Genomic DNA, 25,032 nt, shown 5'->3' on the forward strand with positions numbered 1-25,032 from the left:
CGGCCCAGCCCATCACACGGGGCGGCCGCGGGTGCGGCCGGGGCGGGCCCTACCGTAGGGGTATGCGGACCATCGAGTTGACCTGCGCCCCGGCGCTGGACCGGGCGGTGCGGACGGTGTGGCGGCAGTTGGCCGACGGCGGGGTGGATTCGCTGGCGGACCGTCCGCATCCGGCGCACCGGCCGCACCTGACGCTGGCGGCGTGCGGGGCGATCGAACCGGACGTGCTCGCGGCGCTGGGTGAACTCCTGGCCGGTGCACTGCCGTTGGAGGTGCGGTTCTCGGGTCTGCTGTCGTTCGGTGCGCGCAGCCGGCGGCGGGTGCTGGCCTGGGGCGTGGTGCCGAGCCCGGCACTGGTGGAGCTGCACCGCGAGGTGTGGCGGCTGCTGGCCGCCGCGCCCGACCCCAATCCGCTGTACCTGCCGGGCCGTTGGATGCCGCACCTGGGGCTGACCCGCCGCCTGGAGCCGGCCGCTCTCGCGCAGGCGCACGAACTGCTCGGCCGTCACCCGGACTTGACGGGAACCTTCGACGCGGCGCGGACGTTCGACTCGGAGAGCCAGCTCACCGTCCCGCTGCCCGCGGGGTGTTGAGGCCGGCCGCCGGGGCCGGGAACGCGCCACCGCTCCCCCGTCGAACACCCTGACCTCCCCGGCGTACGCCCCTTGTCCTGCGGGAAGACGCTTCCCTGGTGCGGCCGGGTTTGATTGACTTCCGGTCATGACCTCCCGTGTGTTCGAGACCGTGCCGCCCGACCCGATCGCCTACCTGGATCGACTGGCCGTCTCGGATCCGGGTCTGCACTACAAGGCGACGATGCTCACGGCGCTGGCCGCCCAGCGCGGTCACACCGTGGTCGACCTGGGGTGCGGCCCGGGCACGGACCTGGCGGCGCTGGCCGAGGCGGTCGGCGCGGAGGGCACCGTGTACGGCGTGGACCACGACCGGGAGGCGGCGGACGCGGCCACCGACCGTACGGCGCACCTGTTCCAGGTCGCGGTGCGGCTCGCCGACGTGCACGATCTGCCGATGGCGGACGCCAGTTGCGACCGGGCCCGGGCCGACCGGGTGCTCCAGCACGTCGCGGATCCTGCGCTCGCCCTGCGCGAGGCCCGCCGGGTGCTGCGGCCCGGCGGCCTGCTGGTGCTGGGCGAGCCGGACTGGGGCACCCTGACGATCGACCACCCGGAGCCGTCGCTGACGTCCGCGTACACCCGGTACGTCACCGACCACGCGGTGCGCAACGCCCGGATCGGCAGTCAACTGCCGCGCCTGGCGGCCGAGGCCGGGTTCGAGGTGGTGGACGTCCAGCCGCTCACGCCGGTGTTCCGCGAGGTGGCCACCGCCGACCGGGTCCTGGGCCTGCAGCGGGTCACCCGCCGCGCCGTCGCCGCCGGCTACCTCTCCGCCGCGGACGCCGAACGCTGGCTCGCCCACCTCGCCACCGGCCCGTTCCTGGCCACCGTCACCTTCCACGTCGTCACCGCCCGCGCCTGACGGCCCGGATGACGCGGACGGCGCGGACGGCGCCGCGGCTCAGGCGCGGCCGAGGGCCCGGTCGACGGTGATCTCGATGACCACCCGCTCGGGGTTCTCCCGCGGCTGCCGGTAGCGCTCGGCGTAGCGGCGTTCGGCGTCGGCGACCGACGCGGCGTCCTGCCGGATCACCGCGCGGCCCTCCAGGGTGGCCCAACGGGCCCGGTCGACCTGGCAGATCGCCACCCGCTGCCCGGCCGCCCCGGCGGCCAGCACATTGCGGACCTTGCGGCTCTCCCGGCTGCTGATCACCCGCGCGATCCCGGTCTCCGGGTCGAAGGTCGCGCCGACCGGTACGACGTGCGGGCTGCCGTCGGGGCGCAGCGTGGTGAGGGTGCACAGCTGGTACTCGCGCCAGAAGGCCAGGTACGCGGGGTCGAGGTTGCGGATGTCGTGTGCCATGTCGGCATGGTACGGCCGGGCGCCGGGCGGGCCTGCGGCGCGTTCCCGGTCCGGCGGCCGGGCGGCCCTGCCACCGGGGTCGGGTGTCCGGCCGTGCACAATGGCCGCATGAAGGTACGAACGGTGCAGGTCGGGGAACTGTCGGCGCTTCAGGACATCGAGCGGGCCGCCGGCCGGTGGTTCCACGAGGTCGGGATGGCGGAGATCGCGGAGGACGAGCCGCTGCCGGTCGAGGAGTTGGCACGTTTCGTCAAGGCGGGCCTGGCCTGGGTGGCGGTGGACGACGAGGACCGTCCGGTGGCGTACCTGATCGCCGAGCGGGTGGACGACGCGCTGCACGTGGAGCAGGTGTCGGTGCATCCGGACGCGGCCCGCCGGGGTGTCGGTCGGGCGCTGCTGGAGCACGCGGCACAGGTGGCGCGGGAGCAGGGCCTGCCTGCGGTGACGCTGACGACGTTCGCCGAGGTGCCCTGGAACGCGCCGTACTACGCCCGTTGCGGGTTCCGGCCGGTGCCGGAGGAGCTGCTGGGGCCGGAGTTGCGGGAGGTGCGGGCGCGCGAGGTGGCGCTCGGGTTGGACCGCTGGCCGCGGCTGGCGATGCGCCGTACTCTCTGAGCCACCCGGTGGCCCGCCCGGCCGCCGGTGACTGGCGCACCGCCCCGGGGAGCGGGGCGGCCGGACGCGGGAGGGGACCGAGCATGGCCGTCGAGGGCGCAGCGGCACGGCTGCTGGTGGACAACAGCGGTGATTCCCCACTGGAGTTGACGGTGGAGCCGTGGGCGGACAGCTGCTGGATCCCACCGGGGCAGACGTTCACCGTGCTCACCCACACTCCGGACGACCGCGGTCCGTGGCCGGGCGCGAACCGCCTGCACGAGCCCTTCGAGGTCGATCGTCGGCCGGATGCGGTCACGGTCCGGCCGTTCGGCGCCTGCTACCACCTGACCGACGGGGCGGGCAACCCGGTCGACGCCGCCGACTGGGAGTGCCCGCAGGTGCCGCCGGCCTGCTGAAGCCCGTAGCCCTGCTGAGCCCGGCGGCCTGCTGGGCCCCGCAGCTCCGGCGGCTCCGGCGGCTCCCGCAGCTCCGGCGGCTCCGGCGGCTCCGGCCGGTCGATGTCCGCCGGACGGCGCGGCGCGGCGTCCCGGTGCGCACGTGGCGGCCGACTGTCCCTCGGCGCACCGGAGGTCGAGCGCTGGTCTTCCGGTCGAAATGGGGTGCGCCGGACGGCCCGGACGGACCAGGATGATCGGCATGAGCTCTTCGCACCTCACGCACATCGCCGAGCCCCCGGGTGTCGCCCCGGCCGCCGCCTACACCCACGTGGTCACCGGCACCGGCCGGCTGGTCCAGGTCTCCGGGCAGGTCGCCCTCGACGAGCAGGGCCGGGTGGTCGGCGCCGGCGATCCGCCGGCGCAGGCCCGGCAGGTCTTCGCGAACCTGGAGCGCTGCCTGGCGGCGGCCGGTGCAGGCTTCTCGGACGTCGTCAAGTTGACCATTTTCGTCACCGACATCGGGTACCTCCCGGCGGTCCGCGAGGCCCGCGAGGCGTTCCTCGGCGCGGCGCCGCTGCCGGCGAGTTCGGCGATGCAGGTGGTGGCGCTGTTCCGGCCCGAGATTCTGATCGAGATCGAGGCGCTGGCCGTCGTCGCGAACTGACGAGTCGTCACTTTTCCGAACGGATTTCCGCTCCGTGTCCACCAGTTGGGATTCCACGGGTGGCTGATTTCCGTGCTGCTGCGGGGCGGGCGCGCCGCATACGGTCGGGAGTGGCTGCCGGTCGGCAGTCCGTGCTCTCTCGCCAGGAGGACCGAATTGACCGCCGCCGCGAACATCGAGGCGTCCGCCGCACAACCGTTGGTTCCCCTGCACTGCCTGCTGCGCGCCCAGCCCGGCCCGCCGAAGCTCGCGGCGCTCCCGACCGGCACCCCGGTGTGGGTGCTGACCCGGCACGCGGACGTCCGGCAGGCGTTGGCGCACCCCGGCTTCGGCCGGGCCGCGCTGTACGCCCCGGACGCCCCGCCGCTGACCTTGACGCCGAACATCCTGGACGAGCCGTCGTCGATGCTGAACAGCGACGGCCCCGACCACCAGTTGGTCCGCCGTACCGTGCAGCGCGCGTTCACGCCCCGGGCGATCGAGCGCTGGCGGCCCTGGGTGGACGGCGTGGTACGGGAGTTGGTGGACGGGCTGGTCGCCTCCGGTTCGCCCGCGGACGTGGTCGCAGGCCTCACCAAGCCGCTGCCGGTGCGGGTGATCAGCCGGCTGATGGAGCTGGACGGGCTGGACATGGACCGGCTCGGCCACTGGAGCGACCACGCGCTGTCCACCACGGCGTACACCGCGGAGGAGATCCGCACCGCCCTTGCGGAGTTCGGCGCGTTCGGCTACGAGCTGGTGCAGTCCCGCCGCGCGAACCCCGGTGAGGACCTGGTGAGTTCGCTGGTGCAGGCGGCCGACCAGACCGGCGGGGTGAGCGAGGTGCAGTTGACCCAGCTGACCATCGGCCTGGTGGTGGCCGGCCACGAGACCACCATGACCAGTTTCGGCAACGCGCTGGTGTACCTGCTCGACGCCGACCACGGCGACGCCTGGCGGCGGATCGGCGCGGACCTGTCGGCGGCGACCGCGGCCACCGAGCAGATCCTGCGCACCGTTCCGCTCGGCGACCGCACCTCCGCGCCCGGGCAGCTGCGCCGGGCCGTCACCGACGTGGAGATCGGCGGGGTGCTGATCCCCGAGGGCGCGATCATCGCCTGTGACGCCGCCGCCGCCAACCTCGACCCGGACGTCTACCCGCCGGGCCCGGTCGACCTGTTCGCCCCGCTCGGCACCCCGTCGCTGACCTTCGGCGCGGGCCCGCACCACTGCCTGGGCGCCTGGCTGGCCCGGATGGAACTCGAACTCGGCCTGCACCACCTGGCGCGCGCCCTGCCCGAGCTGCGGCTGGCCGCCCCCGTCGAGGAGATCGCCTGGCGCACCGGCCTGCTCACCCGCAGCCCGCTGCGCCTGGAGGTCGCCTGGTGAGCGCCGACCCCGTCGCCGTGACGGTCGATCAGGCCCGCTGCATCGGCAGCGGCCTGTGCGCCCGCACCGCCCCCGACGCCCTCACCCTCGCCGCCAACGGCCGCGCCGCACCCCTCGGCCCCACCGCCACCCCGTCCGACGCCCTCACCGAGGCCGCCGAGATGTGCCCCGTCGAGGCCATCGCCGTCCGCCACGCCACCACCGGCGAACTCCTCGCCCCCGTCTGGTGACCGCCCCCGGCCCCGGGGGCGCTGTCCCTCGGGGCCGGGGCGGTGGCGCGGCAGGCTCGACCGACCCGCCCTTCCGGCACCGTGACCGTCCGCCGGGCCGCGTCGAAACGGCGCTCGCCGACCTGCCGACCGCCTTCGAGGACCGCTTCGCCCCCGGGGGGACCGGCCGTGGGGCCCGGTGTCCCGGTGCTGTCCGGCGGGCTTCAGCCGAGGCGCAGGTGGCGGATCTTGACGGCGGCCCGGCGCAGGGTCGCGCGGAGTGCGGTGTCGGTGTCGGGGGCGGCGCGCAGTCCGGCCAGCTCGGCGATCCGGTCGGCGACCTGGGTGACGGTCAGCCGGTCGGTGCGCAGGTGGGTGGCGAAGGCGGGGTCGGCGAGCCGGTGCAGGCTGTCGTCGAGGCGCCGGACGGCGAAGCTCTCGCCGCGGGAGGGCGCGGGCAGCCCGGCGAGGCGGCGCAGGTGGTGCACGGGCTCGCGTTCGGCGAGCCGGCGCAGCACCGTGCCGCGGTCGGCGAGGAGGGTGAAGTGCCGTACGTCGTGGCCGAGTTCGCGCAGCCGGCCGACGGTCTCGGCGAAGTACGCGGGTTCGGTGACGGTCATCGGGACGATCACCGGTCCGGGGTGGCACCGGACGGCGAGGTCGAGCATGTCGACCGTGCCGGCGCGCCAGGCGGTGAGGTCCTGGAAGTCGCCGCGTAGTGGGGCCGGCAGCATCCGGTGCAGGCCGAAGCCGAGTTCCTCGGGGTCGCAGACGGCCGCGCCGGGCACTCGGCGGGCCAGGTTGTGGGCGGTCTGGGTCTTGCCGCCGCCGAAGGGTCCGTTGATCCACACCAGCATGGCCCGAGTCTTCCACGGTCTTCCGGCGTCTCGCCGGGCCCGCGCCGAAATCCGTTTGGCGGGGCGGGGTGGGCGCTGCTACCTTTCCGGTGGCCGTGCGAGAGAACAGGGAGGTGGTACCCGTGAACGCAGTTTCGACATGGGTGCTCCCCTCCGGGGTCACGGTCGGGCGATAGGTCGTCGTCCGGGAGCGCCGTTTTTCCGAGCACTCCCGAAAGGCACGACCGTGCACTTGCAGTTCACTTCCGAGCAGCGCCACGACGACGGCGTCCTCGAGCGCGAATTCACCCTCGGTGACATCCCCGGCATCCTCTGGACGCCCGGTTCCGCGTCCGCCGCTGCGCCGGCCACGCTGATCCTGATCGGCCACCCGCCGCTCGGGCTGCGCCGGATGTATCCCCGGCTGGCGGCGCGGGCCCGCCACTACGCGGCGCGGTACGGCTTCGCCGCGGCCACCATCGAGCTGCCCGGCAGCGGTGAGCGGCCCCGTTGGCCCGAGATCGAGCAGGCCCGGGCGGGCCTGCGCGAGGCGATGGCGGCCGGCGGTCCGGTCGGCGGCGAGATCATCGACGCGCTCGTCCTCCCCCTGGTCGAGAAGGCCGTCCCGGAGTGGCAGGCCGCCCTGGACGCCTGCCTGGCGCTGCCGGAGATCGGCGGCCCGGCCGGCTACGAGGGCGGCGTGATCTCGGTCGGCGTGCGGCTGGCGGCGGTCGAGCCGCGCATCGCGGCCGCGACCCTGTTCGCCGGCAGTTTCGTGCCGGAGTCGATGGTCGAGGAGGCGCGCCGGGTCGCCGTTCCGCTGCTGGTCCTGTTGCAGTGGGACGACGAGGGCAACGACCGGCAGGCGTCGCTGAATCTGTTCGACGCCCTCGGTTCGAAGGAGAAGACCCTGCACGCCAACATGGGCGGGCACACCGGCGTCCCGCAGTTCGAACTCGACGCCGGCGCCCGGTTCTTTGCCCGGCACCTGAAGCGGTGACGGCCCGTCGATGACCGGGCCGGCCGGGACGCCTCCCGTCGGGGGCCCGTCCCGGCCGGCCCCGCGGCCATCCCTCGGGGCCGGGGCGGGCCCGCTGCGCCGGGCCTTCCACCTGGCACCGGAGCCGGCCGGCGGGTTCGGTGCCAGGCCCGTCGAGGTGGATCTCCTCCGGGCTCCGCTCCCCCGCCCTAGGGTGCCCGCCGGGGCGGGACGGCCTGCGGGAAGTCGAAGAACCCGTCCGGGTCGTAGGCCGCTTTGACGGCGGCGAGGCGTGGCAGGTTGGCGCCGTAGTACGCGCGGGCGTAGTCGTCGAGCCGCGGGTCGGCGTAGTTGACGTAGGCGCTGTCGCCGGCCCACGGGCGCATGGCGCGCCGCACGTCCCGCAGCCAGCGCGCCGCCTCGTCCAGGGCGGCGGGCGGGGTGCCGGGGTCGAACGAGCAGTGGTACTGCGCGGAGAACAGCGCCTCCCGGTGGACGAACGCGGTGTCCTGCGGGGCGATCCTTCCGACGGCCCCGCGCAGGCTGTCCAGCAGGACGTACGCGGGGCCGCCGTCGGCCGCCCGGCGGGTCACGGCGGCCACCAGCGCGTCGGTGCCGGCGGGCGGCAGGTGGACCGGGAAGAAGTTGGACGCCGCGACGAACGGCGGCCGGTCGAGCACGGCGTCCGGTGTCCGGCCCGTCAGGTGGAGCTGTGACACGGTGCCGTGACAGCCCGTCATCGACATGATCATCTCCTGGTAGGAGATGACCTCGTTGCTCTGCTCGACCGGCTCGATCCCGACGGCGGCGACCAGCCGGTCGACGACGTCGAGCGCTTCGCCGAGCACGTACAGCCGCACCTCCACCGTGCACCCGTCCGGCGGTTCGGCGGTCAGCCGCAGCGCGGACCACTCCTCGTCCGGCCGCCCCGGCGCCCAGCGCTGCCAGGCGTCCAGCACCCGGGCCGCGTCCCGCCAATTCCAGCGCAGGTACGCCCTGGTGATCGCGGTCGTGGGGTGGGTGCGGAAGGTGAAGCCGGTCACCACCCCGAAGTTGCCGCCCCCGCCGCCGCGTAACGCCCAGAACAGCTCCGGTTCCCGCTCCGCCGAGCACTGGAGGACCCGGCCGTCCGCCGTCACCACCTCGGCCGAGAGCAGCCGGTCGCACGTCAACCCGTAGGCGCGGCAGACCGATCCGAGCCCGCCGCCGAGAGTCAGCCCGGCGAGGCCGACGGTCGGGCAGCTGCCCGCGGGGATGCTCAGGTTCTCGGCGAGCAGCGCGTCGTACACGTCGATGAGCAGCGCACCGCCACCGATCGCGGCGGTCCCGGCCCCGGTGGTGACGGCGTTCATCCGGCCCAGGTCGAGCGTGATCCCCGGGCTGGTGGACCACCCCCCGTAGCTGTGGCTCCCACTGCGGGCCGCCAGCGGCAGCCCGCGGCGCCGGGCGAAGGCAAGCGTCTGCCGCACGTCCTCGACGCCCTGGGCGAACACCACCGCCTGCGGCCGGACGTCGAACCGCGAGTTGTACGGCAGCCGCGCCACGCCGTACCCCTCCTCCCCCGGCCGAACCACCGCACCGTCGAGGTCACGGGCCAAGCCACGCCAGTCGGTTGAGGTCGTACGCGTCTGAGTCATCCCGCCGATTGTGCGGCCGCACGGCCCGTGGTGACCAGGGGGCGTGTGGTGCCGGTCGGGCACAACGGGCGCCCAGTGACGGCGCGTTGCCCGGCGCAGACCCTCCCCACGAGGCGCCGGTCCGTCCGGCATATGCTCGCGGCCATGCGGAGACAGCCGGTACCGGAAGCCCACCCCGAGCAGGGCGAGCGCCGCCCGGTGCCAGCGGTGACGGCGGTGACGGCGGTGACGGCGGTGACGGCGATGCCGCACGGAGCGGTGCGGTTCACCCACCGGAACTTCGGCGCACCCGATCTGGCCCGCCGCGGAGTCACCGCGGCCACCGCGCCGCTGTCCGTGCTGCTCCTGGACATCGAGGCGGACCTGGCCGTCACCGACGGCGACCGCACGGTGTGGCGCGAGGACGCCTTCCCGGTGGCCGAACTGGCCCGCGCCCTCGCGCACTGGCTCCGGCTCCCGGACGACGAACGGGAGGACTTCGCCTTCGACTCGATGTCGTACGACGTGCCCGGCGCGGTCCTGATTACGGCGGCCGACGGGGGTTGGCGGGTCGGCTCCGTCTTCGCCCCGAACGCCTGCGCCGCCCCGTCGGCCTGGACGGACCTTCGGCCGGTCGTCGCGTCGTTCGTCGAAGCGATCCGGGCCGAGGTGCGCACGCTCGGGATCGCACCCGACTTCGTCCCGGCCCTCCGGAGCGACCCCGCCGGGAACGGCACGGGCATCGGGGCGGGCGTCGACGGCTCGCCCGACGACGAGAGACGGAATCCGGCGTGATGAACGACAGCGGACAGGCCGCGGTCGGGGCGGTGGTGGCGCTCCGCGACGCCCACTTCCGGCTGACGGCGCTCGCCCGCGCCTGGGAGGAGCACGCCCCCGCCGGCTCGGTCCGCGGACGCATGCCACTGGGCCCGGAATGGCACTGGTCGGACCGGCCGGACCAGGCGTCCTACTCGGACGGCCGACTGATCGAACTGACCGGCGGCCTGACGCTGGCTCTCCACCTGGCCGTCCGTTTCGACGCCGCGGGCACCGACCTTCAGGCCTCGCTCTCCGTCGAGGACCGGGACGGGAACGTCGAGGAGCTGCTGTGCACCGGGCCCGAGGAGTTCCCCGCGAGTGCCGAGGAGCTCGCCGCCGCGATCGGGCAGTGCCTGGACCGGCTGGAGCGGCTGGATCCGTCGAGCGTGTGGCGGAGAGCGAGGAGCAGGAGTGAGTGACGACCGGCGCCGGCGGGCCGGGTGCTGCCTCCGCCGTCGGGTCGGTGTCGCTTCGCGGTGACGGGGGGTCAGTGGTGCCAGGGCAGCCGCAGGGCCTCGAGTTCCGGGTCGGTGAGGACGGCTTCGATCAGGGCCGTCGGGCCGACCACTTTGGTCGCCCACAGGTCGTAGTCCGTCCACAGCAGCCAACTGCGGTCCTGCGGCCAGAAGTTGGCGGGGGTGAATTCGGCCTCGGGGTAGTCGAAGAGCGCGAGGGCGTCGCCGAGGCGGGCGGTGACGACGTGCTGGGTCTTGAAGTCGTCGAGGCCCAGTGTCATCGGGTTGTAGTACGCCAGGCAGGGCGTGTCGGGGCCGGCGGGGCTGTGCGCGGTGAGGACGGCGATCAGCCGGTTCCAGGTGTCCCGGTCCAGGCTGCCTTCGGTGGGCCAGGCGATGCCGGTCGGCCGGCCTCCGTTGTCCGTCACGGACGGGAAGCAGCGGTAGCAGGGCGGGATGCCCTCGGGGACGACGGGGTCGCCGACCCGCTCGGCGAGTTCGGCCCAACGCAGGCGCCGCCAGCCCGGGCCGGGGTGGTCGGCGCGGCCGAGTCCGCCGCCGACGCCGACGGTCGGCACGCCGGGCAGGCCGGGCAGCTCGGAGGGCGGCTCCGCGTCCTCGGGGTTCGCCCGCCCGGGGCCGTCGTCGTGCTGGTACATGGCGTTCAGCACCCATACGGCGTCGGGCATCGCGGGTGCCGGGAATCCGGTCAGGCCGTCGTCCTGGCACAGCTCGGCCAGCCAGTCGACCGAGCTGCGCGGCGCCGTCGGCCACTGCGCGGCGCTCTGCTTCGTCGTGTCGTGCATGCCGTCATTGTGGCCGCCGCCCGGGTGGTTCACGGCGGCGGCCTGGCGTGGGCGGGCGTACCGGCGCGGGGCGGGAGGGCAGGATCGTGCGGGCCGTTGTCGCCCCGCAGAGCCAGGAGTGCCGTCGTGACCGAAACCGAGGAGCCGGACCGGGCCGAGCCGACCGTGGATCGGCCGGGGGCGGAACGGGACCGGGCCGAGCCGAAGGTGGAGCCGTACCGGCATCCGGCGGCGGGGTGGGGCGCGGCGAAGTCGGTGGGGCGGGTGCTGGCGCGCACCGGCGAGTGGGTGGACGGGCCGCGGGCGGTGCTGCGGATGAACCACGAGAACGGCGGGTTCGACTGCCCGGGGTGTGCGTGGCCGGACGACTACAAGGGCCTGCATCTGGACATCTGCGAGAACGGCATCAAGCACGTCACCTGGGAGATGACCCGCAAGCGGGTGGGGCGGGAGTTCTTCGCGGCGCACACCGTCACCGAGCTGTCGGGGTGGAGCGACTTCGCGTTGGAGGACCAGGGGCGGCTGACCGAGCCGATGGTGTACGACGCGGAGACGGACACCTACCGGCCGATCACCTGGCAGCAGGCGTTCGAGCTGGTCGGCAGCACCCTGCGCGGTCTGGACGATCCGAACCGGGCGGCGTTCTACACCTCGGGGCGGCTGGGCAACGAGGCGACGTTCCTGTACCAGTTGATGGCCCGTGAGCTGGGCACCAACAACCTCCCGGACTGTTCGAACATGTGCCACGAGGCGTCCGGTCGGGCGCTGACGGCGGCGCTCGGCACCGGGAAGGGCACGGCCGACCTGCGGGACTGGGAGGCGGCGGACGCGCTGTTCGTCCTCGGGGTGAACGCGGCGTCGAACGCGCCGCGGATGCTGACCGCGCTGGCGGACGCGCACCGGCGGGGTGCGCAGGTGGTGCACGTCAATCCGCTGGTGGAGGCGGCGGCGACCCGCACCATCGTGCCGCACGAGTTCGCGAACATGGCGCTGATGCGGGCGACCGCGACCAGCACGCTCAATCTCCAGGTGCGGATCGGCGGGGACTTCGCGCTGCTGCGGGCGATGGCGAAGGCGCTGCTGGAGCAGGCGGCGCACGACCCGCGGGCGATGGACGAGGAGTTCGTCGAGCGGCACACCACCGGCTTCGCCGCGTACCGGGAGCTGTGCGAGCGGACGCCGTGGGAGGAGTTGGAGCGGCAGAGCGGGCTGAGCCGGGCGCAGCTGCTGGAGGCGGCGCGGGTGTACCGGGAGGCGGACCGGTCGATCTTCTCGTGGTGTCTGGGGGTGACGCAGCACGAGCACGGGGTGGACACCGTCCGGGAGATCGTCAATGTGCTGCTGCTGCGCGGGAATCTGGGCCGGGAGGGGGCGGGTCCGTCGCCGGTGCGCGGGCATTCGAACGTGCAGGGCAACCGGACCTGTGGGATCGACCACCGACCGAAGCCGGAGTTCCTGGACCGGTTGGCGAAGGTCTGCGGGATCGATCCGCCGCGCGAGCACGGGTTGGACACGGTGGGGGTGATCGGGGCGATGGCGCGCGGCGAGGTGTCGGTGTTCGTCGGGATGGGCGGCAATTTCGCGATGGCCGCGCCGGACACCGAGTTCACCCACCGGGCACTGCGCCGTTGCGAGTTGACGGTGCACGTGTCGACGAAGCTGAACCGCAGTCATCTGGTGCACGGACGCCGGGCGCTGATCCTGCCGTGCCTGGGCCGCACCGAGCAGGACCGGCAGCGCGGCGGGGTGCAGGCCACGTCGGTGGAGGACTCGATGAGCATGGTGCACCTGTCGGTGGGCATGCGGAAGCGTCCGGCGTCCCCGCAGCTGCTGTCCGAGCCGGCGATCGTCGCGGGCATCGCGCGGGCGGCGCTGCCGGACAGCGCGACGCCGTGGGAGTGGTACGTGGAGGACTACGACCGGATCCGCGACACCATGGCGAAGGTGCTGGACGGTTTCGAGGACTTCAACCGGCGGGTGCGGCTCCCGTTGGGGTTCCGGATCAAGCAGCCGGCCCGTGAGCTGGTGTTCCTCACTCCGTCGGGGAAGGCGGAGTTCTCCGCCGCGCCGCTGCCGGACGTGCTGCCGGGCCCGGGGACGCTGGTGCTGGGCACGATGCGCTCGCACGACCAGTGGAACACCACGATCTACTCGGACGACGACCGCTACCGGGGCGTCAAGAACCTGCGCACGCTGGTGTTCATGAACCGCGAGGACATGCGCGAGCGCCGGCTCGCCGAGCTCGACCCGGTCGACATCACGGCGACCGCCCGGGACGGGTCGACGCGTGCGCTGCACGGGTACCTGGCCGTCCCGTACGACCTGCCGCGCGGCTGCGCGGCGGGGTACATGCCGGAGATGAACGTGCTGTGCGCGCTGGGCGACTACAGCAGCCAGAGCGACCAGCCGATCATGAAGCACCTGAACGTGGTGGTCAGCCCCGCCGCCACCACGCCCTGACGGTCCGCCACCTGCCGCGCGCGGGGCGGTCCGCGCGGCCGGCGCCGTCCGCGAGCAGCGCCAGGCCGTCGAACCGGCCGCCGGGCGTCTCGACGGGCGTCTTCCGGTCGGCCTCGGCGAGCAGTTCGGCGTGCGCCGCGTACGAGGTGCCGCGCACCGCCTCCTCGTACGCGACCAGCATGCCGCCCATCGCGGCGGCGGCTCCGCGGTGCCGCCGCAGGGCCTGCCCGCCGAGGGCGAGCAGGGTCACGACGCCGGCCAGGACCGCCAGCGTGATCAGGTAGGGCAGCATCACCGCTCCGTCGTCCGTCCGGGTGCTCGTCCGATTGTCCGTCCGTCCAACGTCCGTAGCGGGAGCGGCAGTTCCTCAGTCCTCCGGGGTGAGGCCGAACAGTTCGGCGCAGCGGTCGAGACCGGTGATCCGGATGTCGTCGCGGCGGGTGGGCTGCCAGTCGGCGCGGTCCATCCGGAAGCGCTGGGTCAGGGCGAGTTCGCCGCGGCGGTTGTCGCGCTCCAGGCCGTCGGGCCGGTAGCCGAGCCGGCGGGAGATCGCGACGGAGGCGGCGTTGTCGGTGAACGAGCCGGAGGTCGCCGACTCGGCGGCCAGGCCGGCGAAGGCGAGGTGGAGCACCGCGCTGCGGGCCTCGGTGCCCAGGCCGCGGCCATGATGCTCGACGCCCAGCCAGGAGCCGGACAGCGTCTCGCGGCGGATCGCGAAGTCCGTGGCGCGCAGCGACTGGACGCCGACGGGCCGGCCCTCGTCGAAGACCACCAGCGGCAGCAGCCAGTCCTCGCGGGTCCACTCGGCCTGGGAGCGCCAGTGCGCCTTCAGGACGGAGCGGGCCCGCTCGGCGGGGGGTTCGTAGGACCAGGCGGAGCGGAACGGCCGGGTGCCGGGCTTGTTCACGCCGCGGGCGGCGACGTCGGCGAGTTCGGCGAGTTCGGGTTCGGTGGGCAGTCGCAGTTCCAGGCGCGGGGTGCGCACGCCCAGTCCGGCGAGCGGCCAGTGGTCGGTCAGCATCGCATCAGTGTGCCTGTTGCGGCACGCCGGAGTCGGTCGTTTTTCCGGGCACTGCCGGGGCAACTCGTGGTGGTGGCAGGGACATCGCACTCCGCTGGCCTGGTCGGTTCCGGTGGACGGCCGGTCCGCCGCTTCCCTGACGGCGGATAGGCTGGCGCGACGGCGGCTGCGGAGCCGGGCGCCTCCTCCATCCTTCGGGTTCGTGCGGGGCTTCGGCAAGGTGTTGCCTGTTGACAGGGGCAGGTGTCAACGCCCGGGCGACGCCGCGGCGACTCCCCCCGCACCGCCGGGCAGTGACAGCACATCAGGAAGTGGGGGCCGGGCCGGTGACGTTCGGCGAGCGGCTGCGGCGGCTGCGGGAGGAGCGGGGGGTCTCGCTGGCCGGGCTCGCCCGTGCGACCAACTACAGCAAGAGCTACCTGAGCCGGGTGGAGACCGGCCGGCGGCACGGCACGCAGGCGCTGGCGGCGGCCTGTGCCGGTGCGCTGGGGGTGGACGCGGCGCTGCTGGGCCCGGTCGGCGCCCCGGGCAACGCCGAGGACAACCCGGTGGCAACCCCGTCGACGCCACCGACACCGACACCGACACCGCCGCCGCCGGTGCCGGTGCCTATGCAGCTGCCGCCCGCGCCGGGTGTCTTCACAGGCCGCGAGGCGGCGCTCGCGGAGCTGGACTCGGCGCTGTCCGCGGCCCGGTCCCGCTGGGGCGAGGGCGGTCCGCGGGTGTGGGTGGTCGACGGGATGGGCGGGGTCGGCAAGACGGCGCTGGCGGTGCACTGGGCGCACCGGGTGCGGGACCGGTTCCCGGACGGGGTGCTGTTCAGCGACCTGGCGGGGCACGGGGATTCGGGGCAGCCGCGGGAGCCGGGCGAGGTGCTGGACAGTTTCCTGCGGGCGCTGGGCGCGGACCCGGGGGCGATCCCGCCGGGGCTGGCGGACCGCAGTGCGCTGCTGCGGACGCTGCTGGCGGAGCGCCGGGTGCTGCTGGTGCTGGACAACGCGGCGGCGCCGGCCCAGGTGCGTCCGCTGCTGCCGGGCGCGCCGGGGTGCGTGGTGCTGGTGACCAGCCGGACCAGGATGGCGGGGCTGGTGGTGCGGGACGGGGCGCGCCGGGTGACGCTGGCGCCGCTGCCGGAGCGCCGCGCGGTGGAGCTGCTGCGGCGCACCCTGGGTGCGGAGCGGGTGGACGCGGAGCCGGCCGCGGCGGAGGAACTGGTGCGGCTGTGCGGGCGGTTGCCGCTGGCGCTGCTGGTGGCGGCGGAGCGGGCGGCGGCGCGGCCGGGGCAGCTGCTGTCGCGGGTGAACGAGGAGCTGCGTTCGGGCCGCGACCGGCTGCGGGTGCTGGCGGCGGCGGACGACGGGGATTCGGCGCTGCGGGTGGTGTTCTCCTGGTCGTACCGGGCGCTGGCGCCGGAGCCGGCCCGGGCGTTCCGCCTGCTGGCCCTGCATCCGGGGGCGGCGTTGACGGGCGGGACGGCGGCGGCGCTGCTGGGCACCACGGCGGGCAACGCCCGGGAGCTGCTGGACCTGCTGGCGGACGTTCATCTGCTGGAGGTGGAGGCGCCGGAACGTTTCCGCTTCCATGCGCTGCTTCAGGTGTATGCGCGGGAGTTGGCGGAGACTCAGGATTCGCCGCGGGACCGGGCGGCGGCGCTGGACCGGCTGTTCGACTGGTACCGGCAGGGTGCGGACGCGGCGGGCCGGCTGCTGGAGCCGGGCGGCCGCCCGGTGACGGGGGCGTCGCCGCCGGGGGTGCGGCCGCCGGCGTTCGCCTCGGTCGAGGAGGCGGTGGCGTGGTGCGAGGCGCATCTGGCGGACCTGCTGTCGGTGGTCCGGTACGCGGCGCTGGCGGGTCGGCCGCCGGCGGCCTGGCAACTGCCGTTCGCGCTGTGGTCGTTCTTCCATCTGCGGCACTACCGGGCGCAGTGGTTGAACGCGGCGCGGATCGCGGTCGCCGCGGCGGCGGACAGCCCGGATCCGCGGGCGCTGACGGTGTCGCTGGTGCTGCTGGGAACGGCGCAGTCGCACGCGGGGCGGCCGGTCGAGGCGGAGATCCACCTGCGGCGGGCGCTCGAACGGTGCGCGGACGGCGCGGCGGATCCGGCGAGCGAGTGCGCGGCGCGCAACAACCTGGCCGAGCTGATGCTGCGTCAGGGCCGTTCCGCGGAGGCGCTGGAGCTGCTGGATCCGGCGCTGGCGCTGGGCCGGGCGATCGGCTACCGCTGGGTGGAGCGGGTGACGCTGACCAATCTGGGCGAGGCCTCGCTCCGGGTGGGCCGGCTGGCGGAGGCGGAGCGGCTGCTGCTGGAGGCGCTGGCGCTGCGCGCGGGCGGCGCGGACGGCCGGACCGAGGGGCTGGCGCTGCTGCACCTGGGCACGGTGCACCGGGCGCTGGGCCGGCTGCCGCAGGCGGTGGGCTGTCTGCGGCGGTCGCTGGAACTGCACCGGGCGGCGGGCGACCACCGGGCGCAGGGCTGCGCGCTGGAGCAGTTGGGGCACGCGTTCGCGGCGCTGGGGCGGCGCGGGGACGCGGTGGCGCTGTGGCGGCAGGCCCGGGAGGTGGCGGCGGAGGCCGGCGATGTGCGCCGGACGGGTTACTGGTCAGGAACTTGACAAGATTTGTGGTCTGAACCAATCTGACGATCGAAGCGGCCGCGGCGCCTTTCCGGCGCCGCCCTTCCCCACCGCCGATCGCGCCGCCCGGCCCCGCTGCGGGGGCTGCCGCGCCCGTCCCGACCTCTCGTACGGGACCTTCTCGCTCCCCTGCCCTCCCCGCCTGTTCCCCGAAGGGGCCTGCCGTGTCTCTGCCCTCCCGTCGCGCCCATCTGTTCCGGGCCGCGACCGACCGCCCGTACTTCAGCAGCGACGGCGAGTCGTACCTCGCCCAGCACACCCTGCGCGAACTGACCAAGTCCCGGCCGCTGCGCGTGCTCTCCGCGGAGGACTTCGCACACTGGCAGACCTACGGCTACGTGATCGTCCGCGAGGCCGTGCCGGCCGAACACGCCCGCCGGATGCTCGACTTCGCCTGGCAGTTCCAGGGGCTGGACCCCGAGGACCCGGACAGCTGGTTCGCGCACCGGCCGTTCCGCTCCGAACTCGACCAGCAGCTGCACGTCTACGGCTTCGTCGAGGCGTACCACCACCAGCTGCTCTGGGACAGCCGGCAGCACCAGCGGGTCTACGACGCCTTCGTGGACGTCTGGGACTGCGAGGAGCTGTGGGTGACCCTGGACCGGCTCAACCTGAACCCGCCCAACCGCGGCAACCGCGACCGGGCGCTGATCGACCCCACCGACCGCGGCTCCGACATCGACCTGCACTGGGACGTCGACACCTCGCTCGGCGTGCCCCCGCAGCGTGTCCAGGGCATCGTCGCGCTCAACGACACCTCGCCGGAGACCGGCGGCTTCCACTGCAACCCGGAGCTGTTCCGCCGGTTCGAGGCCTGGAAGCTGACCCAGCCGGCCGACCGCGACCCCGTCCGCCCCTGCGTCGATCGCACCGAACTCCCGCTGGTCCGGCCGGACTTGCACCCCGGCGACCTGCTGATCTGGAACGGCCTGCTGGCCCACGGCGTCGCCCGCAACCTGTCCGAGCGGGGCGTGCGCGCCGTGCAGTACCTGTCGATGATGCCCGCGCTGGAGGACCACGAGCGGCTGCGCAAGTCCCGCGTCGACTCCTGGCGCCACCTGCGCACCCCGCGCTGGAACCGCACCCTGGTGGGCGACCCGGTCCTGCACGAGTCCAAGCGCTACCCGACCGCCCGGCTCACCGAACTCGGCTCCAAGCTGCTCGGCCTGGCCTCCTGGCACGAGCCCGTCGACTCCCGCTTCGGGGTCGACCGGTGCGCCGCGCCCGCCTGACCCACCCGCCGACCGGGCCCGCACCTCCCCCGCCCGGGCGGCGCTCCGCGCACATCCCGCCTGGTCAGGCCGCCGAGGATGCGGCAGGAGAACCCGAAAACCCGTGGCGTCGGAGGGTGTCCACCCGACAGGGTTGATCTCGTCCGGTTCGCGGACGCACCGAGAAGGGGAGGACGAAACCGCCATGTCCACACTGCGGGTGACCGCCGAGCGCCTGACCATCCTGGCGCATCCGAACGCCGACGCCCTGGAACTCGCGCAGGTCGGCCTCTACCGGGCCGTCGTGGCCAAGGGGGCGTACCGGACCGGGGACTTCGCGTGCTACCTCCCCGAGCAGTCGGTGCTGCCGGCCGAGCTGATCGAGGAGCTCGGGCTGACCGGCCGACTCGCGGGCGGCAACGCCGACCGGGTCAAGGCGGTACGGCTGCGCGGCGAGCTGTCGCAGGGCATCGTGTGCCGCCCCCGCGCCCTGGCCGAGGTCGACCTGTCCCGGGCGGCCGAGGAGGGCGTCGACTTCGCGGAGCTGCTCGGCGTCACCAAGTGGGCGCCGCCGGTGCCGACCATGATGAGCGGCGAGGTCGAGGCAGCACCCGACCTGCTGCCCTGGGTGGACATCGAGAACCTCAAGCGCTTCCCCGACGTCTTCGAGCCGGGCGAGCCGGTGGTGGTCACCGAGAAGCTGCACGGAAGCTGCTGCCTGCTCACCTTCCATGCCGACACCGGCGCGGTCCAGGTCTCGTCCAAGGGAATCGGGGCGCAGGGGCTCGCCCTCAAGGAGGACGGGCGCAACCTCTACTGGCGCGCCGTCCGCGCCCACGGCATACCGGAGTTGGCCGCCCGGCTCGCCGACCGGCTGGGGGCGAGCCGGGTCGGGATCTTCGGCGAGGTCTTCGGCGACGGCGTGCAGGACCTCGGGTACGGGGCGAGCAGCCGCACCGAACAGCCGCCCGGGTACGCGGCGTTCGACGTCTCGGCGGTGATCGACGGTCAGCTGCACTGGCTGGACGCGGCCCGACTGCTCGCCGGCGAGCTGCCGGTGGTCCCCGAGCTGTGGCGCGGCCCGTTCGACGCGGACCGCGTGCTGGAGCTCGCCGAGGGCCGCGAGACCGTCACCGGGCGTCAACTGCACACCAGGGAGGGCGTGGTGGTCCGGCCCGCCGTCGAGCGCCACAGCCCGGTCCTGGGCGGCCGGGCGATCGTCAAGGCGGTCGGCGCCGGCTACCTGACCCGCAAGGGCGGCACCGAGTACGAATGAGCAGGTCGAGCGGGGCGGGGCGGCAACCCGGAAGCCGAGGCCCCGCCCCGTTGCTCATGACGTCCCGGCAGCACTTCGGCACGGCGCGCGGGGCCTCCGGGGGCAGTGCGACCGGCGCGACGGGTGGCGGAGCCTCCGACGGGGCCTCGAAGCCACGGCGTGGACAGCCCTGGCGAGAGTGACCGGCACGCCCGGCCGGACGGGGCCATCCCGACCAGGCACGGCGGCGGCATGGCCGGCCGCCCGCTGCGGGACTGCGGACGGCCTGTGCGGGCGGTGCTGCGGCAGGCCGCCGAGCGCTCCTCCGGGAGCCACGGACGCCTGTGCGGACGGTGCTGCCGCGAGCCGCCGAGCGCTCCGCCGGGAGCCACGGACGCCTGTACGGGCGATGCTGCCGCGAGCCGCCGAACACTCCTCCGGGAGCCATGGACGCCTGTACGGGCGATGCTGCCGCGAGCCGCCGGTCCGCCTCGGCGCGGTGCTGGAAGGACTGTGCGCGGGGCGGAATGACGCCGACCTGGTGCGGCCAGGCGGCGGGCTCGGGCCGGTCCCGCTGCTGGAACACCGTCTGCTGCACGATCATGTTCCCGCTGACCGCGGTCGCACCGGCCCCGGTCGCGTACGCCGGCCCGGTCCTGGAGACCTGCGTCGACCGCGGGGCGTCGCCGGTCTCGGGCCCGGGGCCGCGGTGACCCGACACGGCCGCCCCGCCGCCCCGCGCGTCCGCGGCACCGGTGTCCGTCGCCCGCACCCGCGCCCCGGCAGCCGCCGAGCCGTCAACGGCCGGACGGGGGGCGGGTGTTGGCGTGTCCGGCTGGTCAGCTGCAGTCGACACCGCTGTTCGCCCTGCTCCCGGCTCCGTGTGCGGTGGCGTCGCCGGTCCGCTCCGCCGTGGCCGATCCGCTCCCCGCACCGCCCGGCCGCACCACACCGGTACTCGCGCGGCCTCCGTCCGTCGCGTGCGCGGCGCCGGTGTCGGCCGCCCGGTCGACGGGCCCGGCCGCCTGCACGTCGGCGACCGCGGACGCCAGGGCCCGCGCGAAGTCCTCGTCCTGCTCAACGGCCTCCTCCAGGGCGAGGACCAGACGCTGCCGGGTGCGCTCGCCCGGCTCGCCCTGCCCGGCCTCCTCCCGGGCCCGGTCCAGCGCGGGATCGGCCCCGAGCTTGACGCCGACCAGGTCGTGCAGCCGGTCCATGCCCGCGTCCGGACTCCGATCGAGAATCGCGTCCGCCCTCCCCCAATTGGCTTACGGGACAAGGGCCTTACCCAAGTACGCACCCTCACCGTCCCGGAACCGGACCGGACCGCCGCCTCCCGAAGGGAATTGACGGATCGCCGGATGCCGGAGCAGCGAACATTCCCTTCTGGCATGATCACTGAGCCCCGGCCCGACGGCCGGGGCCAACGGTGAGCGGATCCACAGCGGTGACTTCGCCCGACCCCCTCACCGGAATTCGCCGAGGCGCTCGCCGCGCGGCTCGCCCCCGGGCGCTGCGCCGCGCTCTCCTCCCCTCTCCCCCACCCAGCCGTGATCGACGTCCGATCGACATCCAGGAGTACCACGTGAGTCGGAGCAGCACGCTCTCCCCCGACGGCCTGCAGGAGGCCACCACCGCGGACCGCCGGCCCTGGCTGGTGCGCCGAGGGTTACTCCTCGAATCCGGCCCCCGGCGCAGGCTGGCCCTCGGAGGCTTCATCAACCAGCTCGGCACCGCGGCCTTCCTGGCGACGGCGCCGCTGTACGCGCTGCGGGTGATCGGCCTGCCGATCGGGCAGGTCGGCCTCGGCCTCGGGGTCGCGGGGGTGGTCGGCCTGCTCGCCGGCCCGCCCGTCGGGCACCTCGCCGACCGCCGCGGCCCGAACGGCGTCTTCCTGGTCACCCTACTGATCCAGGCCGTGGCCATGGTGTCGCTGCTGTTCGCCCACTCGTTCGCGGCGTTCGTGCTGGCGGTGGCGGTGACCGACCTGGCCGGAGCCTCGGGGGGCGCGGCGCGCGGCCCGATGATCCGCCGGTTCGGCGGCGACGAGGTCCCGAAGTTCCGCTCCTACCTGCGCTCGATCGCCTTCCTGGCCAGTACCTTCGGCGCACTGGCCGCCGGTGTGGTGATCCAGCTCGACTCCGGCTCCGCCTACCGCGCGCTCATCGTCGCCAACGCCTTGACCTTCCTCGGCTGCGCGGCCGTCATGCTCCGGCTGCCCAAGCTGGAACCGCTGCCCGCATCGACCGGGTCGGACCGGTGGCTCGCGCTGAAGGACAAGCCGTACATGGCGTTCGTCGTGCTGGACGGCATCCTGTGGATCCAGGGCGAGGTGGTGACCTACGCGCTGCCGCTGTGGGTGGTCCTGCACACCCATGCACCGCGCTGGTTCACCGGCGTCGCGCTCGCCGTCAACACCGTAATGGTGGTCCTCCTCCAGGTCCGGACCAGCCGCGGGATCAACGGCGGCCGGGTCGCCGGCCGGGCCACCCGGCGGGCCGGGCTGGCGTTCCTGGTCGGCATGGCGGTCATCGCGACGGCCTCGGACTTGCCCGGCTGGGCCGCCGCGGCGATCATGACGGCCGGCGTCGCCGTCCACACCGTGGGATCGCTCTGGCACGCGGCCGGGTCGATGGAGCTGCGGTTCCGGCTGGCCCCCGCGCACGCGCAGGGCCAGTACTCCGGTGTGTTCGGCATCGGCATGGGCCTCTGCTACACCGTGGCTCCGGGACTGCTCGGCCTGCTCTGCCTGAGCTGGGGCGTCCCCGGCTGGCTGGTCATGGGCGGCGTCTTCGTCGCGGCCGGACTGGCCATGCCACTCGTGGTCCGGTGGGCCGGGCACTCCCGGGAGCTCGGCGCCTGAGCGAACGGACCGGGGCCCGACCGCCGTCGAAGCGGCAGTCACCGACCTCCGCCCGGTCCACCGCCCGGGCTCCGGCGAACGCACCGCGCTCCAGGGCCCGGGGTGCCGCTACGGGGTTCGTCGAGGAAATCGGGCTGCGCCCGGGCGGGCCGACCCGGCAGCATGGCGACATGCCGGATCTGCTGTGGGACAACGCCGGCCGGGAGGATGAGGGCGCGAACGCGGGCCGCCACCTCACGCCCACGCCCGCACCCGCGCTCGCGCCCGCACCCGCTGCGACGTCCCGTCAGGACAGCACGCGGGCCAGCGACTCCAACGAATGCAGCGCGTCCGCCCCGACCGGGGCGAGGACGACGGTACTGGCCCCGGCCGCGTGCCGGGCGGCGATCGCCGCGCGGGCCTGGGCCGGGGTGCCGGTGATGGCGAGGGCGCGGACCCACTCGGCGGGGAGGGTCCGGGCGAACTCGGCGCCGTCGGCGCTCGCCTCGCGGTGGGCGCCGAGTTCGGCGGCGAACGGGAGGGGAGCGATGTGGGCGGCCCAGTCGGGTTCGCCGATGGCTGCCAGGCCGTCGCGGACGCGGTCGAGCGCGACGTTCTCGTCCTCGTCGACGGCTGCGGCGTCGTAGCTGACGACTGTGGCGTCGGGGCCGAGGTGGAGGCGCGAGTTCTCGATGTACGCGGGGGCGGCGGGTTCGGCGAGCAGCAGGCCGTCGGCGACCTCGCCGGCCGCGGCCTGCGACTTGGGGCCGCGTACGCCGAGGATCACCGGCGGCGCGAGTTCCGGGATCTCCGTCAACTGCACGCCCTCGCACTGCACGTAACGTCCGTTCGCGGGGCCGGGCTCGCCGCGCAGCAGGGTGCGCAGCGCGGTGGTGTACTCCTTCAGCAGCGTGACGGGGCTGGCCGGCCACGCGCCGGCGTCGCGCATCCAGCCGGGCATGCCGTGGCCGATGCCGGCGACCACCCGGCCGGGGTGGAGCTGGGCGAGGGTGGCGAGTTCCATCGCGGCGAAGCACACGTTGCGGGCGCCGGCGGGCATGATGCCGATGCCGACGGTGATCCGTTCGGTGACGGCGAGCGCGGTGGCGGCCTGCGCGACGCCGCCGCGCCAGCCGAGGTCCTCGACCACCCACACCTCGTCGAAGCCCAGCTGCTCTGCTCGGCGCGCGTACGGGATCAGGTCGGATGCGGGCAGGTCGCGGGGCAGCATGACGCCGACCCGGCCTCGCGTGACGACTGCGTCGGTACCGGGCATCGAGGACTCCTCACCGGGGTGGCTCCGCGCGACCCCACCGCCGACGCGGAAATCGGGTGATCATACCGTCAGCCCGCCCCCGCGTCCCGCCCCGCACCGCCCGTACCGCCCGTACCAACCGCCCCGCCCGCCCCTGGGGTGATAGCCGCGCTGCCCGCCCCTTGGGTGATGCCCCGTCAGCTCACGCCGGCAGAGGCCACCGCCGGCTCTGCGGCAACCGGCTGGTCGGCCACCGAGACGGGCACCCCCCGGTCCGCCGCCCAGGCGCCGGCCGCGATCAGGAAGCCGAGGAACGCCAGCCCGGCGCCGACCAGCGTCGGCGACGTCCAGCCGAGACCGGCGGAGAGGGCCAGCCCGCCGTAGGCCGCGCCCTGCGCGTTGGCCAGGTTGAACGCCCCCTGCACGGTCGCGGACGCCAACGTGGGCGCGGAGCGGGCCTTCTGGATGACCAGGGTCTGCACGGTGGGCACGGCCGCGAAGCCGGCCATGCCGATCAGCACCACCGTCACGGCGGCCGACCACCGGGCGTGCGCGGTGACCGCGAACAGCGCGAGCGCGCCGGACATCACGAGGAACGCGGCACACAGCGACGGCCGCAGTGCCCGGTCGGCCGCGTAGCCGCCGATCGCGTTGCCGAGGGTCATGCCGACGCCGAACAGCGCGAGGATCACGGTGACGGAGGAGTCGGCGAAGCCGGCCACCTCGGTGAGGACGGGGGTGATGTAGCTGTAGCAGGCGAACAGTCCGGCGCAGCCGAACACCACGGTGGCCAGCGCGTACCAGAGCTGCCCGCTCCGGAACGCGGCGAGTTCGCTGCGCAGTCCGCCGCCGGGATGGGTGGGCAGCGACGGGACGAGGCGGGCGATGGCGAGGGTGCCGAGCAGGCCGATCACGACCACGACGAGCATCGCGGCGCGCCAGCCGAGGCGCTGGCCGAGCAGCGTGGCGGCGGGGACGCCGAGGATGTTGGCGACGGTCAGGCCGGAGAACATCACCGAGACGGCGCGGGCCCGCAGGTGCGGGGCGACCAGTTCGGCGGCGGCGACGGCGCCCGCACCGAAGAACGCGCCGTGCGGGAGTCCGGCGATCAGCCGGGCGGCGGCCAGGAAGCCGAAGCTCGGCGCGATCGCGCACAGCAGGTTGCCGCCCGCGACCAGCGCCGCCAGGCCGACCAGGACGGCCTTGCGGGGCAGCCGGGCGGCGCCGACGGTGAGCAGCGGGGCGCCGATCACCACGCCGATCGCGTACATCGAGATCAGCCAGCCGGCGTGCGGGATGGAGACGTGCAGGCTGTCGGCGACCTGCGGGAGCAGGCCCATGGCGGCGAACTCGGTGGTGCCGATGGCGAACGCGGTGATGGCGAGGGCGACGAGCGCCAAGGGCATGGGGGTGCTCCACAACGGGGTTCGACGGGATTCGACGGGCCGGCGGGCTTGGCCGGGTGCGGCGCCGACGGTATGTCAACGTTGTCAGCGCCACCCGATCCTACCGGCCCGGCCCACCTCCCCGACCGCCCGCACGGATGGCGGTCGGACGGCGGACGGACGGCGGACGGACGGCGGTCGGACGGCGGACGGACGGCGGGCCGGTGTCGTCCGGGTGCCCGTCGGCCCGCGGCCGCCCGCCGCGCGATCAGCCGTCGACGCTCG

24 protein-coding genes are annotated in these 25,032 nt (G+C 74.6%); 15 read left to right on the forward strand and 9 right to left on the reverse strand.

Annotated features, from left to right (window positions below):
- Nucleotides 1–62 precede the first annotated feature (62 nt).
- Nucleotides 63–593 carry a 2'-5' RNA ligase family protein gene (locus ACIQF6_RS30910; protein ID WP_400900905.1) on the forward strand — a complete coding sequence of 177 codons (531 nt, stop codon included), beginning with the start codon at nucleotides 63–65 and terminating at the stop codon, nucleotides 591–593.
- 127 nt (nucleotides 594–720) lie between these two features.
- Nucleotides 721–1,497, forward strand: coding sequence for a methyltransferase domain-containing protein (locus ACIQF6_RS30915; RefSeq protein WP_400900907.1), 777 nt, complete (start codon nucleotides 721–723; stop codon nucleotides 1,495–1,497).
- 39 nt (nucleotides 1,498–1,536) lie between these two features.
- Here ACIQF6_RS30915 and ACIQF6_RS30920 read toward each other — a convergent pair whose 3' ends face one another.
- Nucleotides 1,537–1,938 (reverse strand): pyridoxamine 5'-phosphate oxidase family protein, encoded by a 402-nt coding sequence (locus ACIQF6_RS30920; protein ID WP_400900909.1) that lies wholly within the window; start codon nucleotides 1,936–1,938, stop codon nucleotides 1,537–1,539.
- A gap of 108 nt (nucleotides 1,939–2,046) precedes the next feature.
- On the opposite strand from ACIQF6_RS30920, the gene ACIQF6_RS30925 reads away from it, so the two are divergent.
- From ACIQF6_RS30925 to ACIQF6_RS30945, 5 genes are all read left to right on the forward strand, one after another.
- On the forward strand, nucleotides 2,047–2,553 hold the full coding sequence (locus ACIQF6_RS30925) for a GNAT family N-acetyltransferase (protein ID WP_400900911.1): 507 nt from the start codon (nucleotides 2,047–2,049) through the stop codon (nucleotides 2,551–2,553).
- A gap of 83 nt (nucleotides 2,554–2,636) precedes the next feature.
- Entirely contained in the window at nucleotides 2,637–2,951 is a 315-nt protein-coding gene (locus ACIQF6_RS30930; protein WP_400900913.1) for a hypothetical protein, read from the forward strand.
- A gap of 241 nt (nucleotides 2,952–3,192) precedes the next feature.
- Nucleotides 3,193–3,597 carry a RidA family protein gene (locus ACIQF6_RS30935; RefSeq protein WP_400900915.1) on the forward strand — a complete coding sequence of 135 codons (405 nt, stop codon included), beginning with the start codon at nucleotides 3,193–3,195 and terminating at the stop codon, nucleotides 3,595–3,597.
- Nucleotides 3,598–3,753: 156 nt separating this feature from the next.
- Entirely contained in the window at nucleotides 3,754–4,965 is a 1,212-nt protein-coding gene (locus ACIQF6_RS30940) for a cytochrome P450 (RefSeq protein WP_400900917.1), read from the forward strand.
- Complete coding sequence (locus ACIQF6_RS30945; protein WP_400900919.1) at nucleotides 4,962–5,195, forward strand: ferredoxin; 234 nt, start codon at nucleotides 4,962–4,964, stop codon at nucleotides 5,193–5,195. Before ACIQF6_RS30940 ends, ACIQF6_RS30945 begins: the two co-directional genes overlap by 4 nt.
- A gap of 203 nt (nucleotides 5,196–5,398) precedes the next feature.
- Here the strand turns inward: ACIQF6_RS30945 and ACIQF6_RS30950 are convergent, their stop codons facing one another.
- A complete protein-coding gene (locus ACIQF6_RS30950; RefSeq protein ID WP_400900921.1) occupies nucleotides 5,399–6,031 on the reverse strand; it encodes an AAA family ATPase in 633 nt (210 codons plus the stop codon).
- Nucleotides 6,032–6,263: 232 nt separating this feature from the next.
- Between ACIQF6_RS30950 and ACIQF6_RS30955 the strand changes: the two genes are divergently transcribed.
- Nucleotides 6,264–7,010: an alpha/beta hydrolase gene (locus tag ACIQF6_RS30955; protein ID WP_400900923.1), complete on the forward strand. Its 747-nt coding sequence runs from the start codon at nucleotides 6,264–6,266 to the stop codon at nucleotides 7,008–7,010.
- A 188-nt stretch (nucleotides 7,011–7,198) separates the two neighbouring features.
- On the opposite strand, the gene ACIQF6_RS30960 is transcribed toward ACIQF6_RS30955, so the two are convergent.
- Nucleotides 7,199–8,533: an FAD-binding oxidoreductase gene (locus ACIQF6_RS30960; protein ID WP_400900925.1), complete on the reverse strand. Its 1,335-nt coding sequence runs from the start codon at nucleotides 8,531–8,533 to the stop codon at nucleotides 7,199–7,201.
- Between the two features lie 237 nt (nucleotides 8,534–8,770).
- On the opposite strand from ACIQF6_RS30960, the gene ACIQF6_RS30965 reads away from it, so the two are divergent.
- A complete protein-coding gene (locus ACIQF6_RS30965; RefSeq protein ID WP_400900927.1) occupies nucleotides 8,771–9,400 on the forward strand; it encodes a hypothetical protein in 630 nt (209 codons plus the stop codon).
- Complete coding sequence (locus ACIQF6_RS30970; RefSeq protein WP_400900929.1) at nucleotides 9,400–9,843, forward strand: hypothetical protein; 444 nt, start codon at nucleotides 9,400–9,402, stop codon at nucleotides 9,841–9,843. Before ACIQF6_RS30965 ends, ACIQF6_RS30970 begins: the two co-directional genes overlap by 1 nt.
- Before the next feature lie 68 nt (nucleotides 9,844–9,911).
- On the opposite strand, the gene ACIQF6_RS30975 is transcribed toward ACIQF6_RS30970, so the two are convergent.
- Nucleotides 9,912–10,685, reverse strand: coding sequence for a hypothetical protein (locus tag ACIQF6_RS30975; protein WP_400900931.1), 774 nt, complete (start codon nucleotides 10,683–10,685; stop codon nucleotides 9,912–9,914).
- 126 nt (nucleotides 10,686–10,811) lie between these two features.
- Between ACIQF6_RS30975 and ACIQF6_RS30980 the strand changes: the two genes are divergently transcribed.
- A complete protein-coding gene (locus ACIQF6_RS30980; RefSeq protein ID WP_400900933.1) occupies nucleotides 10,812–13,145 on the forward strand; it encodes an FdhF/YdeP family oxidoreductase in 2,334 nt (777 codons plus the stop codon).
- Here ACIQF6_RS30980 and ACIQF6_RS30985 read toward each other — a convergent pair.
- Both ACIQF6_RS30985 and ACIQF6_RS30990 read right to left on the reverse strand, forming a co-directional pair.
- Nucleotides 13,120–13,437 (reverse strand): hypothetical protein, encoded by a 318-nt coding sequence (locus tag ACIQF6_RS30985; RefSeq protein ID WP_400900935.1) that lies wholly within the window; start codon nucleotides 13,435–13,437, stop codon nucleotides 13,120–13,122. The genes ACIQF6_RS30980 and ACIQF6_RS30985 overlap by 26 nt on opposite strands.
- Before the next feature lie 75 nt (nucleotides 13,438–13,512).
- Nucleotides 13,513–14,166 (reverse strand): GNAT family N-acetyltransferase, encoded by a 654-nt coding sequence (locus tag ACIQF6_RS30990; RefSeq protein ID WP_400900937.1) that lies wholly within the window; start codon nucleotides 14,164–14,166, stop codon nucleotides 13,513–13,515.
- Nucleotides 14,167–14,459: 293 nt separating this feature from the next.
- On the opposite strand from ACIQF6_RS30990, the gene ACIQF6_RS30995 reads away from it, so the two are divergent.
- The 3 genes from ACIQF6_RS30995 (at nucleotide 14,460) to ACIQF6_RS31005 (ending at nucleotide 19,286) form a co-directional block, all read left to right on the forward strand.
- Nucleotides 14,460–16,778, forward strand: coding sequence for an ATP-binding protein (locus tag ACIQF6_RS30995; protein ID WP_400900939.1), 2,319 nt, complete (start codon nucleotides 14,460–14,462; stop codon nucleotides 16,776–16,778).
- 185 nt (nucleotides 16,779–16,963) lie between these two features.
- Nucleotides 16,964–18,031: a phytanoyl-CoA dioxygenase family protein gene (locus ACIQF6_RS31000; protein WP_400900941.1), complete on the forward strand. Its 1,068-nt coding sequence runs from the start codon at nucleotides 16,964–16,966 to the stop codon at nucleotides 18,029–18,031.
- A gap of 184 nt (nucleotides 18,032–18,215) precedes the next feature.
- Nucleotides 18,216–19,286 (forward strand): RNA ligase (ATP), encoded by a 1,071-nt coding sequence (locus tag ACIQF6_RS31005; protein ID WP_400900943.1) that lies wholly within the window; start codon nucleotides 18,216–18,218, stop codon nucleotides 19,284–19,286.
- Nucleotides 19,287–20,104: 818 nt separating this feature from the next.
- Here the strand turns inward: ACIQF6_RS31005 and ACIQF6_RS31010 are convergent.
- The gene (locus ACIQF6_RS31010; RefSeq protein WP_400900945.1) at nucleotides 20,105–20,482 is read right to left on the reverse strand and encodes a hypothetical protein; all 378 of its coding nucleotides are present in this window, start codon (nucleotides 20,480–20,482) and stop codon (nucleotides 20,105–20,107) included.
- Between the two features lie 368 nt (nucleotides 20,483–20,850).
- Between ACIQF6_RS31010 and ACIQF6_RS31015 the strand changes: the two genes are divergently transcribed.
- On the forward strand, nucleotides 20,851–22,128 hold the full coding sequence (locus ACIQF6_RS31015) for an MFS transporter (RefSeq protein WP_400900947.1): 1,278 nt from the start codon (nucleotides 20,851–20,853) through the stop codon (nucleotides 22,126–22,128).
- A gap of 286 nt (nucleotides 22,129–22,414) precedes the next feature.
- On the opposite strand, the gene ACIQF6_RS31020 is transcribed toward ACIQF6_RS31015, so the two are convergent.
- Together ACIQF6_RS31020 and ACIQF6_RS31025 are read right to left on the reverse strand one after the other, a co-directional pair.
- Nucleotides 22,415–23,383 (reverse strand): LLM class flavin-dependent oxidoreductase, encoded by a 969-nt coding sequence (locus ACIQF6_RS31020; RefSeq protein ID WP_400900949.1) that lies wholly within the window; start codon nucleotides 23,381–23,383, stop codon nucleotides 22,415–22,417.
- 176 nt (nucleotides 23,384–23,559) lie between these two features.
- Nucleotides 23,560–24,768, reverse strand: a complete 1,209-nt coding sequence (locus tag ACIQF6_RS31025) for an MFS transporter (protein WP_400900951.1) — start codon at nucleotides 24,766–24,768, stop codon at nucleotides 23,560–23,562.
- Nucleotides 24,769–25,032 lie beyond the last annotated feature (264 nt).

The sequence above is a fragment of the Kitasatospora sp. NPDC092948 genome, assembly GCF_044754805.1.
Taxonomy (GTDB): domain Bacteria; phylum Actinomycetota; class Actinomycetes; order Streptomycetales; family Streptomycetaceae; genus Kitasatospora.

What these genes read in the sequence shown, in the direction of transcription:
- ACIQF6_RS30910 (WP_400900905.1), top strand. Translation starts at nt 63, where the DNA reads ATGCGGACCATCGAGTTGACCTGCGCCCCGGCGCTGGACCGGGCGGTG.
- ACIQF6_RS30920 (WP_400900909.1), bottom strand. Translation starts at nt 1,938, where the DNA reads ATGGCACACGACATCCGCAACCTCGACCCCGCGTACCTGGCCTTCTGG.
- ACIQF6_RS31025 (WP_400900951.1), bottom strand. Translation starts at nt 24,768, where the DNA reads ATGCCCTTGGCGCTCGTCGCCCTCGCCATCACCGCGTTCGCCATCGGC.
- ACIQF6_RS30950 (WP_400900921.1), bottom strand. Translation starts at nt 6,031, where the DNA reads ATGCTGGTGTGGATCAACGGACCCTTCGGCGGCGGCAAGACCCAGACC.
- ACIQF6_RS31010 (WP_400900945.1), bottom strand. Translation starts at nt 20,482, where the DNA reads ATGGACCGGCTGCACGACCTGGTCGGCGTCAAGCTCGGGGCCGATCCC.
- ACIQF6_RS30965 (WP_400900927.1), top strand. Translation starts at nt 8,771, where the DNA reads ATGCGGAGACAGCCGGTACCGGAAGCCCACCCCGAGCAGGGCGAGCGC.
- ACIQF6_RS30935 (WP_400900915.1), top strand. Translation starts at nt 3,193, where the DNA reads ATGAGCTCTTCGCACCTCACGCACATCGCCGAGCCCCCGGGTGTCGCC.
- ACIQF6_RS30990 (WP_400900937.1), bottom strand. Translation starts at nt 14,166, where the DNA reads ATGCTGACCGACCACTGGCCGCTCGCCGGACTGGGCGTGCGCACCCCG.
- ACIQF6_RS31020 (WP_400900949.1), bottom strand. Translation starts at nt 23,383, where the DNA reads ATGCCCGGTACCGACGCAGTCGTCACGCGAGGCCGGGTCGGCGTCATG.
- ACIQF6_RS30970 (WP_400900929.1), top strand. Translation starts at nt 9,400, where the DNA reads ATGAACGACAGCGGACAGGCCGCGGTCGGGGCGGTGGTGGCGCTCCGC.
- ACIQF6_RS30985 (WP_400900935.1), bottom strand. Translation starts at nt 13,437, where the DNA reads ATGCTGCCCTACCTGATCACGCTGGCGGTCCTGGCCGGCGTCGTGACC.
- ACIQF6_RS31005 (WP_400900943.1), top strand. Translation starts at nt 18,216, where the DNA reads ATGTCCACACTGCGGGTGACCGCCGAGCGCCTGACCATCCTGGCGCAT.
- ACIQF6_RS30915 (WP_400900907.1), top strand. Translation starts at nt 721, where the DNA reads ATGACCTCCCGTGTGTTCGAGACCGTGCCGCCCGACCCGATCGCCTAC.
- ACIQF6_RS30930 (WP_400900913.1), top strand. Translation starts at nt 2,637, where the DNA reads ATGGCCGTCGAGGGCGCAGCGGCACGGCTGCTGGTGGACAACAGCGGT.
- ACIQF6_RS30975 (WP_400900931.1), bottom strand. Translation starts at nt 10,685, where the DNA reads ATGCACGACACGACGAAGCAGAGCGCCGCGCAGTGGCCGACGGCGCCG.
- ACIQF6_RS30925 (WP_400900911.1), top strand. Translation starts at nt 2,047, where the DNA reads ATGAAGGTACGAACGGTGCAGGTCGGGGAACTGTCGGCGCTTCAGGAC.